Raw genomic sequence first — 12,594 nt, forward strand, 5'->3', positions numbered from 1 at the left:
TTATTTGCTGCACCAACCCAAATTAGTAACACCAACACCCAAAAAGCAAAACAGTATAAATACAACACACCAACGTCGACAAAAGCGCTAAGTAAGTGCATTTTATGCTTTTATGATGTCTTTCAATTGATTACGAGATCTACATATATGCTATTTGTATGATATCTGTATCATTTTGCATCCCTTCAGGTGAAAGCACTGTGGAATTAAGCATAAAATGCTAATCTGTTGCCCATTACCGACTGTCATTAAATCCGAACGCATATCATGTATCGAACATTATTAATCTTACTCACCGCGCTTAGCCTACCTTCAATTGGAATGGCCAAAGAACCGTGCGTCACTAAAGATGAATGTATTGAAATGCGCAACTGGGATTTAGGCGTGGCGGTCGGTTGGGGACAAAAAACCAACCCTCTTAGGGATTTTGATGATATTCCGGTCTTTTTTATCCCAACTGTAGCTTACTATGGTGACCATTGGTTTTTTGATAACGGTAACTTAGGCTATAGCTTAGTTGAGCAGCAATATTTCAGCGTCAACTTAGTGACCAGCTATAGCATGGATAGAGCTTATTTCTATCGCTGGGACCCTTCGAATATCTTTTTGGAGCGAAGTTCACAGGATGGGGCGAGAATGCTCTCGACCAAGACAGTTCTCAGCAGTGAACCCGAACCCGTGTTTAATTCCTTAGAATCGCGTAACTTTACGTTATTAGGTGGCGCTGAAGCATTTATTTATACCCCATTAGGCGTAGTTAGGTTAGCCTACACCCATGATATGTTTGATGTGCATCAAGGCGCTGAAGCGCAAATTAAATGGACCTATGGTTGGCATTTAACCCGCTGGGTAATGGATATGTCACTCGTATTTGATTGGAAAAGTACCAACGTCGTCGACTATTACTATGGTGTACGCCCGAGTGAAAATGATTATTGGAGCAAACATTACCATGCTGATGCTGGCTGGAATAAAGGGGTCGAAATGACAGCCCGTTATATCTTAACTGATAACTGGGATATGCTCTTTGCGTTCCGCTACACACAAATTGCAGATGAAATAGCCGCCAGTCCCTTGCTCAATCAAGACTATAGCAGTACTTATTTTATTGGCGCAGCGTATAGGTTTTAACAAGAGTGACGCCCCTTCATATTAGGATGCTATGCATATTCGGTCTAAGCGTTAGCTTAATGGGACCGACTCATGCGCTTGCCGCTCCAAATGAAGAGTCAAAATTAAAACTGACCCCTGAAATCTGTATCACGGGGGATGAAAACCAAGCCTGTGAAATCCGTGTAGAGTTGCAGTGGCAACTCGCTAAAAATGAGCTGGTTTGTATCTTATCTGACAACAATGCCTATCCTAAATGGTGCAGCGAATCGCTAGAACAACATGAAATCACATTGAATGTCAGTACGCTAAACGATATTCACTTTGTTCTGGTCAGTAAGGATACTAACCAAACACTGGCTGGAGCCAAATTAAAAATCACGTCGACCTCGCAGCCTCAGGTGCGCAGACGTTACCGTAACCCTTGGAGTTTATTTTAATGACGAATCCACAATCACCCCACAGAGTGTTATTGGTTGAAGATGATGTCCGTCTCGCGAATTTAATCGTAGATTATTTGAAATCCCACGGCATGCACGTTGAAGTAGAGCGTCGTGGCGACACAGTGTTAACCCGCTTAATCAACTATAAGCCTGATATCATCCTGCTAGACATTATGTTGCCAGGAATTGATGGCCTTAGCCTGTGCGAAAAGTTACCCGATTACTTTGCTGGCCCGATCCTGTTGATGAGTGCCTTAGGCTCGAGCGAAGATCAGATCAAGGGACTAGAACTCGGTGCCGACGACTATGTGGTTAAACCCGTTGATCCTGCCCTGCTGGTTGCCCGTATCAACAACCTATTACGCCGCCAAAACCAACCGCCTCAGGCCGAATCCCATTGCCTGACTTTTGGTAAACTCAGTATCGATCCCCATACCCATGCAATTCGACTCGACAACAAAGAAGTCGATCTCACCAGCCATGAGTTTGAACTCCTGTGGTTGCTGGCCTCGCAGGCGGGACAAGTGCTGAGTCGTCAATATATCTATCAATTACTACTCAATATTGATTTTGATGGTAAAGACAGAAAAATTGATGTGCGGATCTCAAGACTTCGCAAAAAACTCAACGACAATATTGAGACCCCCTTCAGAATCAAAACCGTTTGGGGACAAGGCTATCTATTCGCCCCTGAGGCCTGGAACAACTAAGAACTCCCGTGAAACGTCTCTTTATCAGCTTATATTTACTGCTGAGTCTCAGTTTTCTGGGCATAGGCTGGACACTGGACAGCCTATGGAAGAAAAATGTAGATGAAAATAATCCCTTAGATGCTCCTCTGGTTGCATTTGCCCAGCTGTTGACTCAGCTTCCAGAGGAGAGTCGCCACGATTACTTAGAAGCACTCACAACCGATAGTCAGCTGCCGTTAAATCTACTCAGTCCAGATCAAATTGCACTGGCGAAAGATCAAGTTCTGACACCCAATCATGTAGTCACCACCACGACCAGTGAGGGCGAACAATTCCAGTTTATACAGGTAGGTGAACAAGTATTAATGGCGGGTCCTATTGAGATAGACCCCAGAGCCGATCTGCGTAATTTATTCACTCTGTTTTTCTATCTGTCACTCGCACTCGTCGCTTTGATTTGGGTAGGACCACTCTCGCGGGACTTAAGCATATTGCGTAAGGCCACAAAGGATTTTGGCGAAGCCAAATGGGATACTCGCATCAATCTCTCGAACCGCTCTCAGGTAAAACCCTTAGCCAATACCTTTAATGAAATGGCGAGGCATATCAGCGCATTGATTGAAAACCAAAAACATTTGTCCAATGCGGTTTCCCACGAGATTCGCACCCCCCTTGCGCGACTTAAATTCGCCCTCGCCTTAATGCCAATGTACTGCCAACCTGACTCTGACGAACAAAAGCGTCAGGATTTTCTCAATGAAATGCAGCTCGACATTAAGGAAATGGAAAACCTACTGCAAGAATTACTCACCTACGCCAGTTTAGAATCCCAGCGTGAAATGCCTCTAGATGAATACGATCTTATCACCTTGATTAATCAATCCATTAAACGTTTAAGTGCATTGAGTGAAACCCCAATAACCTTGCATACAGATATAGAGACCCTGCCCTTATTTGGCGAACCAGCATTGATTGAGCGAGCACTGCAAAATCTACTGACCAATGCACAGCGTTTTGCTCGCCATCAAATCTTGATTGAAGTCAGCCAAACCCAGCAACGGGTAACACTAAGTGTGAGCAATGATGGAGAGCCTATCCCTGAGGTGGATTTACCTAAAGTGTTCGAACCCTTTTACCGCAGCCAATCGGTGCAAAATGGCAATAAGGGTCATGGTTTAGGCTTAGCGATTATCAAACGGATCATGCAGCGTCATCAGGGGGAGGTCAATGTCACCAGCCATCCAGCCCAGACGCGTTTCACCTTAAGCTGGCCGAAAAAGCGGCAAATTTAGCGCCTCTAGTTTGTATCATCTTATCAAAAAGGCTCATTGAGATTATTCGTCGAGAGCAAGATCGCCTAAATCCAACTCTGCGGCGGTCTGTGGCGCAAAATCAAGCTGTGGATTAAGCGCCGCTCTCTCCTGCTCAAGCGCTTGCTGACGCGCCTTATACAAGGCCAACTCCCGCCGACGTTTCCGTTGATGACATAAACGGATCACATCATGTTTTTCTGCATCGGTAAAATGCAACCAATTAAACCGCTCATCACGACTGCGCAGGCAACCTTTACAATAGCCCCGCGCATCGGTTTGGCATACACCGATACAAGGGCTAGGAATATCGAAAAAGGCTAACTGTTCCATGATCTTGGGCTACTCTGCCAGTTTAAGTACGTAAAATGTGTGACCTTCTATACTTAACAAAAATCAAACACTTTTCACTAAATTACTTGCAGTCTTACTGTTAATCAAGGCACATTGAATACTGTTCGTACAATTTGGAGTGCAATGATGAGATACAAATACATCGCCAGTTTGTTCATCGCCACGGTCTTTTTAAGTGCTTGCAGCACTAAGCCGAAAAACGATTACGATCTCAATTATAACTTTAAGGCATTGCAGAGTTTCTCGCAGCTTGCTCCACAGCCCAACGACGATCCGCTCAGTGCCCAGCGTATTCAAACCGAAATCACCCAGCAATTAAGCCAAAAAGGCTTTACCGAAAATGCTTCTTCCCCCGATTTTAAAGTCGCCTATGGCTTACTGACCCAAGACAAGCCTAAAGACTCAGGTCTATCTATAGGCTTAGGCACGGGCAGTTTTGGCCGTTCTGGCGGCATTGGCATAGGCACCAGCGTTGGCGTGCCTCTTGGCAGTGACACAGCAAAAATTCAAACCATTCAAATTGATATTATCGATGCTAAAACCAATAAGCTGATTTGGCGCGGTACCGATAGTTTCGATTTTGATGCGGGCGGCGATAAAAAAGCCCAAGACACCGCTAAGGCGGTAAGCCGGATTTTGGCGCAGTTTCCACCGCAGCCATAATCATTGGGCCATGATGATTTAAGCGATGCTTGAAACTATGAGTGCTTAAGCAATAAGTGATAAAAATGGGCGATACACGCCCATTTTTATTGCAGAAGAAATCCCAAATGCGAGGATCAGTGGATAAAACGCGGCTTAAGAAAATAACCCAGATGATAGATAACGGTCGCCCCTATCGCACACAATCGCAACCACAACGGCCCTCGGATTCTGCCTCGCTATCTCAAGCGCCGCAAATACCGCGCCGCCAGAACTCACGCCAGCACAAATACCTTCTTCACGCGCTAAAGTTCTTGCCATGGCTTTGGCATCTTGCTCTTCTATATCCATCACGGCATCGACACGGGCGGCATCAAAAATACCCGGCAAATATTCCTGCGGCCAGCGGCGAATCCCCGGAATAGAACTGCCATTAGCGGGTTGTAGCCCGACAATGGTGATATCGGGGTTGCGGCTTTTTAGGTATTTCGACACGCCCATAATGGTACCTGTGGTACCCATGCTAGAAACAAAGTGAGTGATCTTGCCTTGGCTCTGCTGCCAAATCTCTGGGCCAGTTGTGAGAAAATGCGCATTTGCGTTATCTTGATTATTGAACTGATCCAGTACCTTACCTTTGCCTTGAGCCTGAAGATCTAAGGCCAAATCCCGCGCAGCTTCCATATTGTCCACCAGCAGCAGCTCGGCGCCATACGCCTGCATGGCATCCTTACGCTCTTGGGTCGAATTCGACGGCATAATCAAGATCATCTTGTAGCCCTTAATCGCTGCGGCCATCGCTAAGGCAATCCCAGTGTTACCACTGGTGGCTTCAATCAAAGTATCACCTGGGGCGATTTCTTGGCGAAGCTCCGCCTGGTTAATCATATTCAGTGCGGCACGATCCTTTACCGAGCCAGCAGGATTATTGCCCTCTAGCTTTAACAGTACCGTAGAGCTCCCGCAATCCAACCGTTGCAGACGAACTAGCGGCGTTTGCCCGATACAGGCTTCAATAGTCATAAAGTCAGACACAGGGTTTATCCTTTATTTGATAAAAGCAACTCGCATAGGGATATTTTAAGGGGCTTAGCCACAACAAACACGATGAATATCACCTATGGCATACAATTAATTGCTCATAGTTATTCAAAAAAGTTCTATTTAACTAGCTTTTTATAAGTAAAAACTTCAATTACTCTATCTCTATACCCTGACACAGTTGCCAGATTAAGGAGCACAAAATGCCAGTAAAATTCACTAAGGCCCTGCTAGGAACCCTATTACTGGGCGCTTCCCTCAATGCCGCAGCCGCCGATCAGACCTTACTTAATTCCTCTTACGATATCTCACGGGAATTATTTAGTGCCTATAACCCAGTATTTGCTAAACATTGGCAAGAAAAAACCGGTAAAACGGTTGAAATCAAACAGTCTCATGCAGGTTCTTCAGCGCAGGCTCGCTCGATTCTGCAAGGCTTACCCGCGGATGTGGTGACTTTTAACCAAGTCACCGATGTACAAATTCTGCATGATCGCGGCAAGTTGATCCCTGAAAACTGGCAACAACTGCTGCCTAATGCCAGTTCACCTTACTACTCTACCATCGCGTTTTTAGTGCGTAAGGACAATCCAAAACAAATCAGCGACTGGAATGATTTAGCTAAAGATGACGTTAAGCTGGTGTTCCCGAATCCAAAAACCTCGGGTAATGCTCGTTACACTTATTTAGCCGCCTTAGGTTATGCCCAGAAAAACTATGGCAAAGATAATCAGGCTTCTTTAGATACGTTTTTGAAAAAGTTCCTTGGTAACGTTGCCGTGTTTGACACAGGCGGCCGTGGTGCAACCACTTCGTTTGTTGAGCGTGGCATCGGCGATGTGTTGATCACCTTCGAATCTGAAGTTAACAATATTCGTCAGCAATATGGCGCCGATGATTACCAAGTTGTCGTGCCTAAAACCTCGATTCTGGCAGAATTCCCCGTTGCCGTAGTAGAGAAAAATGCTAAGCGTAACGGCACGCAAGAATTAGCGACCGAGTATCTAACCTATCTCTACAGTGAAGAATCACAACGTTTGTTAGCCGGATTTAACTACCGCGTTCACAATGAGAAAGTGGTTGCCGAATTTACCAAACAGTTCCCTGCGGTGGAGTTAATGACCGTTGAACAAATCATTGGTAACTGGGACAACGCGATGAAGACCCAATTTGCCAATGGCGCTAAACTGGATCAGTTATTAAAGCGTTGATCATCCGCTTGGGTACCTAAGTCATCAAACCTACAACCCGGGCAATGTCCCGGGTTTTGTGGTTATATCGCAATAAAGATAAACATCAGCAGTCTTTATCGCGATTGAGCAATAACGTGCTAATGGCATAATAATATTGGATTAACTCCATTAACCTTATCGGGTGGTTATTCAGTGATATTTAATAATGGGCGCTTACGCCACAAGCGGGTTTTGCCGGGGTTTAGTATCAGCCTAGGTGTGTCTTTGCTGTTTGTCAGCTTGATTCTCTTGCTCCCCACCACAGGCCTGATTATGCAAACTAGCCAGATGAGCTGGGCCGAGTATTGGGGCGTGATTACCGATCCCCGCGTACTAGCAAGCTACAAAGTCACTATCTTGTCGGCACTGGCCGCCTCCCTATTTAACTGTCTTTTCGGGCTATTACTCGCCTGGGTATTGGTTCGTTATGAGTTTCCAGGTAAACGCCTCCTCGACGCCTTAGTCGATTTACCCTTTGCCTTACCCACAGCCGTCGCGGGTATTACCTTAGCCACTCTCTATGCTGAAAATGGTCAGATTGGTAGCCTATTGGCCGAAATTGGCATCAAAGTGGCCTACACGCCATTGGGGATTGTGGTCGCGATGATCTTCACCAGCATTCCCTTCGTGGTGCGCACCGTCCAGCCCGTATTGGAAGAGTTATCCCACGATGAAGAAGAAGCTGGCATGACCTTAGGCGCAACCGATAGCGCGGTGTTTTGGCGGGTGATTTTGCCCTCTCTGTGGCCAGCTTTAATGGTTGGCACGGCACTGTCTTTTACCCGCAGTCTTGGAGAATTTGGCGCGGTAATTTTTATCGCCGGTAATATGCCCTACATCAGTGAAATCACCTCATTGATGATCTTTGTTCGTTTACAGGAGTTTGATTTTGCTGGCGCAAGTGCCATTGCATCTATCGTGCTGATAACATCTTTACTGCTGTTACTGTTGATTAACCTGTGGCAAGCGCGTTATTTACGCCGCATTCACGGCCGATAAGGAGCCACCATGAACTCATTTAAACCTTTAAGAGTCGGTGAAGCGCCCCTTATCAAATGGAGCCTAATCACCCTTGCAGTCTTCTTGGCCATGGTGTTATTACTGCTGCCGTTAGTCAGTATTTTCCAGCAAGCCTTTGTCGGTGGCTGGGAGCGTTATATCGAGCATCTGAGCCAACCCGACTCACTCCACGCCATCGGGCTGACCCTGATAGTCGCGGCGCTCACTGTGCCGATAAACTTAGTGTTTGGGGTACTGCTCGCTTGGAGCGTGACACGCTTTGAGTTTCCGGGGCGTAAGTTACTCATTACCTTGATTGATATCCCCTTTGCCGTATCGCCCGTGGTCGCAGGCTTACTCTATCTACTGCTTTACGGCAACAGTGGCTGGCTTGGCGCTTGGCTGTTTGAGCACGATTTACAGATCATGTTTGCTTGGCCGGGCATTTTGTTAGTCACCATTTTCGTGACTTGCCCCTTTGTTGCCCGAGAATTAATCCCCTTGATGCAGCAACAGGGTGCATCGGAGGAAGAAGCCGCAGTCATCCTTGGCGCCTCATGGTGGCAACTGTTTCGCCGCGTGACTCTGCCCAATATCAAGTGGGCGCTGATTTATGGGGTGATCCTCACCAACGCCAGAGCCGTGGGTGAGTTTGGTGCCGTTGCCGTGGTATCTGGCAATATCCGTGGTGAAACCAACACCTTACCTTTGCATGTGCAATTACTTTACGAAGATTATCAGGCCGAAGCCGCCTTCGCGAGCGCGTCACTGCTTGCCTTGATCGCCCTATTTACCTTACTGCTAAAAGCCTTAGTAGAGTGGCGCCAACAACGCAGCTTATCCGCCAATGACAACCAAGAGCAGAGCCAATCATTATGAGTATTCGTTTAACTAATATTTCCAAAAAATTTGGCCAATTTCAGGCGCTCTCGCCGCTCAATCTGGATATTCAAGAAGGCGAGATGATAGGTCTTCTCGGCCCTTCTGGCTCGGGGAAAACCACCCTATTGCGGATTATTGCTGGCCTTGAGGGCGCAGATAGCGGCCAAATCCATTTCGGTAATCGCGATGTGACCCAAGTGCATGTACGCGATCGCAGAGTCGGGTTTGTGTTTCAAAACTACGCCCTGTTCCGCCATATGACGGTCGCCGACAACGTCGCCTTTGGGCTCGAAGTCATTCCGAAAAATCAGCGACCTTCTAAGGCCGAAATCCAAAAGCGCGTCAGCCATTTACTCGAAATGGTGCAACTTGGTCATTTAGCCCAGCGCTACCCTGAGCAGCTTTCGGGCGGACAAAAACAGCGTATCGCCTTGGCTCGCGCCTTAGCGACTCAGCCCGAAGTACTGTTACTCGACGAACCCTTTGGCGCCCTCGATGCCAAGGTGCGTAAAGAACTGCGCCGCTGGTTGCGCAGCCTTCACGATGAGCTGAAATTCACTAGCGTGTTTGTGACCCACGATCAGGACGAAGCCTTAGAGCTTTCCGATAGAGTGGTGGTGATGAGCAACGGCCATATTGAACAGGTTAATACGCCCATTGAGTTGTATGCCCAGCCCAATAGCCGCTTTGTGTTTGATTTCTTGGGTAACGTCAATCGGTTTGAGGCGAGCTGGCAACAGAATCGTTGGACCAATGGTGACGCCTTCTTAGTGCCTCCTGAGCAAGCGCCACTGCAACAAAACGGCGCGCTCTATGTGCGTAGCCATGAGCTGGCACTGGCGGATAAACCCAATAGCCAAGCCCATATTCCTTTTACCATAGTGGCGATAACACCGGTTGGCGCAGAAGTGCGTGTCGAACTGGCGCCTATCGGCTGGCAGAGTGAAGAACTGTGGGAAGCCACCTTTACCCACCACCATCTGCAAGAATTAGGGCTGCAAAAAGGCAGTGTGGTCTACGCCACCCCAAGAACGGCTTATTTCTTTGCTGAACAAGGTGATGGTTCGCCTATCCGTCAAAGCTGGCCCTTCCTGCCGCCGGGCAGCTTAGTCTTCGATATTTAATCGCAGCCAGCATTCACCTACTGCATACAACAAAAAAGCGCTGACAGTCTTGTCAGCGCTTTTTTAGTCACTCTCAAACAGCTTAAAACCAGATCCAAGCAAAGTGGTTAGATTAACACTCCCACTAGTGACCATCGAAGAACAGATAGTTTAACCAGCCCTGCATCCGTAGCAGCACTTTGCGCATCACAGCGACATGGTGAAAATGTTCGCTATACACAGCCACTTGTCCCGCTACTCCAGCTGGGAATTGACGGCGTATCGCATCGTCTTCAATATCGATTAATACGATAACCCGCCCTGTTTGGAATAGCTGATTGGCTGATTGGACGATTGCAGCGTGCCATTCATCTGGATCTCACCCTCTGCCATCGCAGGGAGCACCTTAGCGACTTTGCCCTTAAACACTTGTCCAGGCGCCGCATCTAATACCACTTCGGCCTCATCGCCCTCCTGTAAACGCAGCAGCGAATTTTGCCAGAATGCACCAGCAAAATACCGCTGTTCATCGGGGATAAAACTCATCACCGGCCGTAAAGGTAAGGGAACCGCCATCGCCCCTGGACGCAGCGCCATTTGGGTGACAATACCATCGGCGGGCGCCCGCACAACAGTTTGCTCGAGATTATAGAGTGCGCTTTCAAGATCACCCTGTAGTCCGGCAACTTTAGAATTAACCCCATCCACATTGGACTCATAGGCAAGACGTGCACGTAACTCTTCCGCTCGCGCCGCAGTAAGTTGTGCTTCAGAGGCTAAATACAATTGTTGTTTATTGTCTAATTCCAGCGCAGTAAAAGGCGAGTTAGCCCCACCTTTACGATGGCCTTGTTCATAACGATCATAGGCTGACTTATTGCGATCTCTATCTGCGGCAACTCTCGCCACATTTGCCTTAGCGGTTTCCAATGCAGCCTCAAGTTGTGGCACCTCTTGCTCCGCAGCTAACAACGCTGCTTTTTTAGTTTTAACAACAGCTTCATAGGGCGTTGGATCGATGCGAAACAGCACATCCCCTTGTTTAATCGGCGTATTAGGTTTGACATCAACAGAAGTCACTATGCCTTTGACAGCAGGCGTAATGGGAATAGTCACATAGTATTCCCGCGCAAAACGTGAATAGGGATGGTTGTAGTTCATTATCAGCAACAGCGCCCCGATAAGAATCACGCCTCCTAATACGGCGGTTGGCACTGTCCATTTGTTCATCGGGATCTTAAAGACTTTAAAAATCACAATACAAAAGGAGGCATAGGTTAATATCAATAGTAAATCCATGTTATACCTCGGCTTTTGGGCTTACGACAGTGGAAGTTGCAGCAATGGTCTCAACGCTTGCTGCTGCCGGAGTGGGAATAGGCGCCGATTCAAGTTGCTCAAGCTTTGCCTGTAAGGCCATGACTGTTTCCCTTAGCGCTTTAACATCATCCTCCAATGCCTGCTCGCGCTTCATCACAGTGCTAAATCCCCAGCCTCGGTCCTCTCGATACAAGGTCGCCCAAATCCATAAAAAAGGCCAAATTGCATGTAACGTGAATAAACTTACCCAGCCCGCAATATGCAATGCATCCTGCTGGGGATGATTGCGCTTTTTCGCAATTTCATAAGGGATATCGTGAATGGCAATCACGCCATAAAAAATCACCACTACGACAAAAAACAAAATACCTAAGGCAAAATAATCCAGAAACATGCTCAGCTCCCACTCCCTTCCCATTCCTTATTTCGGTAAAACATTCTTTACCAAAATCGCTCTTTGCCACACAGTGTCTTTCAATTTGAGACACCATATAGTTCTACACCAGAATGACAAATTCGCAACAAAACCATCCAAATAGCTTGATCAAAAACACAATGGTTTATTGCGATGCGACAAATGGCATCCAAGGAAAGGCGGCCAGTGTCGACAAATTGCTATCGCTAAGATATGAATTATGGCTTGCCAAATACGGCAAGAGACGAGACTGGGATAGCTCAAAAGCCTAGGCCTTTATGTCTTGTATCGAAATGAGGCTAGCGTGAGTGAGCAACGCGTAAAGTAAGCAAAGACGAGATTTGCAGATAGGTAATGTCAGCTTAGATTTCTATGGGGTTACTCCCGATGTAGAGGCGAGCAAACCAAGGCTGGATAACGATATCACGGCTTCAGTCTGAGCATTAACCCAAGAATCACAACAACCAAATATTTGATTTAAAAGCTTTTAACCTCAAGCGAGTTAGCATCGTTCTTGCCACTGACTTTCAACTAAATTGAACTCATAGTGGCTATCATGGGGAGCGATATTAGCTTTTAATTTAAAGCTTTTGCCACCTGCCGCAATCCAGCACTTGGAGAACCACTCAATAAGCGCGTTTGCCGCAATCTGCCAAGGGTCAAGGTCCTCATCCTTTTCGATATATTCCTCTTCAAACTCATCGGGATAGACATGGTCTATGTCGAGCAAATTCGGATTGACTGGTGAAGGGTATGCGGCCTTGCCATCGATATCAATAAAATACTCGGTGTTATCTTTATCCATAAAAAATACCCGCACCGGGAATTGGGATGAAAAACTATCGACAAAGACTTCAAACGCCAGCGTGACCACCTCTTGGGGATAATCATGCTCAATCAGTTGCTTAAGAATGGGCTGTAACTCATCGGTGAGATTGTCTAAGTAGCCACCGACTTTTTCTGTAAACTCTTGCTCAAAACTCATCTCTTCCCTGCTTATCATGCTGTACAGCTCAAACGGCAAATATTACTCACACTAAAAACTTGCCAT

General features: G+C 46.8%; 13 protein-coding genes and 1 pseudogene. 9 read left to right on the forward strand and 5 right to left on the reverse strand.

Features of this window, described 5'->3' with window-relative positions; all coding sequences use genetic code 11:
* Window positions 1–267: 267 nt before the first annotated feature.
* Genes M0413_RS03975 through M0413_RS03990 form a run of 4 tightly spaced genes read left to right on the forward strand, consistent with a single transcriptional unit; the run spans window position 268 to window position 3,537 of the window.
* Window positions 268–1,131: a MipA/OmpV family protein gene (locus M0413_RS03975; protein WP_037421340.1), complete on the forward strand. Its 864-nt coding sequence runs from the start codon at window positions 268–270 to the stop codon at window positions 1,129–1,131.
* A 26-nt stretch (window positions 1,132–1,157) separates the two neighbouring features.
* On the forward strand, window positions 1,158–1,550 hold the full coding sequence (locus M0413_RS03980; protein ID WP_080612404.1) for a DUF3019 domain-containing protein: 393 nt from the start codon (window positions 1,158–1,160) through the stop codon (window positions 1,548–1,550).
* Window positions 1,550–2,263 carry a winged helix-turn-helix domain-containing protein gene (locus M0413_RS03985; RefSeq protein ID WP_011073412.1) on the forward strand — a complete coding sequence of 238 codons (714 nt, stop codon included), beginning with the start codon at window positions 1,550–1,552 and terminating at the stop codon, window positions 2,261–2,263. The genes M0413_RS03980 and M0413_RS03985 overlap by 1 nt, the downstream gene beginning before the upstream one ends.
* An 8-nt stretch (window positions 2,264–2,271) precedes the next feature.
* Window positions 2,272–3,537, forward strand: a complete 1,266-nt coding sequence (locus M0413_RS03990) for an ATP-binding protein (protein WP_144376611.1) — start codon at window positions 2,272–2,274, stop codon at window positions 3,535–3,537.
* 42 nt (window positions 3,538–3,579) lie between these two features.
* Here M0413_RS03990 and M0413_RS03995 read toward each other — a convergent pair whose 3' ends face one another.
* Window positions 3,580–3,888, reverse strand: coding sequence for a DUF1289 domain-containing protein (locus tag M0413_RS03995; protein WP_037429746.1), 309 nt, complete (start codon window positions 3,886–3,888; stop codon window positions 3,580–3,582).
* Window positions 3,889–4,035: 147 nt separating this feature from the next.
* Between M0413_RS03995 and M0413_RS04000 the strand changes: the two genes are divergently transcribed.
* The gene (locus tag M0413_RS04000; RefSeq protein WP_037429744.1) at window positions 4,036–4,572 is read left to right on the forward strand and encodes a DUF4136 domain-containing protein; all 537 of its coding nucleotides are present in this window, start codon (window positions 4,036–4,038) and stop codon (window positions 4,570–4,572) included.
* A gap of 135 nt (window positions 4,573–4,707) precedes the next feature.
* Here the strand turns inward: M0413_RS04000 and cysM are convergent, their stop codons facing one another.
* Entirely contained in the window at window positions 4,708–5,586 is an 879-nt protein-coding gene (gene cysM / locus M0413_RS04005; RefSeq protein WP_140906512.1) for a cysteine synthase CysM, read from the reverse strand.
* 209 nt (window positions 5,587–5,795) lie between these two features.
* Between cysM and cysP the strand changes: the two genes are divergently transcribed.
* From cysP to M0413_RS04025, 4 genes are all read left to right on the forward strand, one after another.
* Window positions 5,796–6,803: a thiosulfate ABC transporter substrate-binding protein CysP gene (gene cysP, locus M0413_RS04010; protein WP_249553238.1), complete on the forward strand. Its 1,008-nt coding sequence runs from the start codon at window positions 5,796–5,798 to the stop codon at window positions 6,801–6,803.
* Between the two features lie 174 nt (window positions 6,804–6,977).
* Entirely contained in the window at window positions 6,978–7,823 is an 846-nt protein-coding gene (gene cysT, locus M0413_RS04015; protein WP_037429738.1) for a sulfate/thiosulfate ABC transporter permease CysT, read from the forward strand.
* 9 nt (window positions 7,824–7,832) lie between these two features.
* Window positions 7,833–8,702, forward strand: a complete 870-nt coding sequence (gene cysW / locus M0413_RS04020) for a sulfate ABC transporter permease subunit CysW (RefSeq protein ID WP_088586805.1) — start codon at window positions 7,833–7,835, stop codon at window positions 8,700–8,702.
* The gene (locus M0413_RS04025) at window positions 8,699–9,829 is read left to right on the forward strand and encodes a sulfate/molybdate ABC transporter ATP-binding protein (protein ID WP_249553240.1); all 1,131 of its coding nucleotides are present in this window, start codon (window positions 8,699–8,701) and stop codon (window positions 9,827–9,829) included. The genes cysW and M0413_RS04025 overlap by 4 nt, the downstream gene beginning before the upstream one ends.
* Window positions 9,830–9,953: 124 nt before the next feature.
* On the opposite strand, the pseudogene M0413_RS04030 reads toward M0413_RS04025, so the two are convergent.
* The 3 genes and pseudogenes from M0413_RS04030 to M0413_RS04040 form a co-directional block, all read right to left on the reverse strand.
* A pseudogene (locus M0413_RS04030) lies at window positions 9,954–11,107 on the reverse strand (HlyD family secretion protein).
* A gap of 1 nt (window position 11,108) precedes the next feature.
* Window positions 11,109–11,522, reverse strand: a complete 414-nt coding sequence (locus M0413_RS04035) for a DUF3302 domain-containing protein (RefSeq protein WP_037421373.1) — start codon at window positions 11,520–11,522, stop codon at window positions 11,109–11,111.
* A gap of 523 nt (window positions 11,523–12,045) precedes the next feature.
* Window positions 12,046–12,546, reverse strand: a complete 501-nt coding sequence (locus tag M0413_RS04040; RefSeq protein WP_249553242.1) for a hypothetical protein — start codon at window positions 12,544–12,546, stop codon at window positions 12,046–12,048.
* Window positions 12,547–12,594: the final 48 nt, after the last annotated feature.

Source organism: Shewanella sp. 8A (genome assembly GCF_023475945.1).
GTDB lineage: Bacteria > Pseudomonadota > Gammaproteobacteria > Enterobacterales > Shewanellaceae > Shewanella > Shewanella xiamenensis.

What these genes read in the sequence shown, in the direction of transcription:
- M0413_RS03975 (WP_037421340.1), top strand. Translation starts at nt 268, where the DNA reads ATGTATCGAACATTATTAATCTTACTCACCGCGCTTAGCCTACCTTCA.
- M0413_RS03980 (WP_080612404.1), top strand. Translation starts at nt 1,158, where the DNA reads ATGCTATGCATATTCGGTCTAAGCGTTAGCTTAATGGGACCGACTCAT.
- M0413_RS03985 (WP_011073412.1), top strand. Translation starts at nt 1,550, where the DNA reads ATGACGAATCCACAATCACCCCACAGAGTGTTATTGGTTGAAGATGAT.
- M0413_RS03995 (WP_037429746.1), bottom strand. Translation starts at nt 3,888, where the DNA reads ATGGAACAGTTAGCCTTTTTCGATATTCCTAGCCCTTGTATCGGTGTA.
- M0413_RS04000 (WP_037429744.1), top strand. Translation starts at nt 4,036, where the DNA reads ATGAGATACAAATACATCGCCAGTTTGTTCATCGCCACGGTCTTTTTA.
- cysP (WP_249553238.1), top strand. Translation starts at nt 5,796, where the DNA reads ATGCCAGTAAAATTCACTAAGGCCCTGCTAGGAACCCTATTACTGGGC.
- cysW (WP_088586805.1), top strand. Translation starts at nt 7,833, where the DNA reads ATGAACTCATTTAAACCTTTAAGAGTCGGTGAAGCGCCCCTTATCAAA.
- M0413_RS04025 (WP_249553240.1), top strand. Translation starts at nt 8,699, where the DNA reads ATGAGTATTCGTTTAACTAATATTTCCAAAAAATTTGGCCAATTTCAG.
- M0413_RS04035 (WP_037421373.1), bottom strand. Translation starts at nt 11,522, where the DNA reads ATGTTTCTGGATTATTTTGCCTTAGGTATTTTGTTTTTTGTCGTAGTG.
- M0413_RS04040 (WP_249553242.1), bottom strand. Translation starts at nt 12,546, where the DNA reads ATGATAAGCAGGGAAGAGATGAGTTTTGAGCAAGAGTTTACAGAAAAA.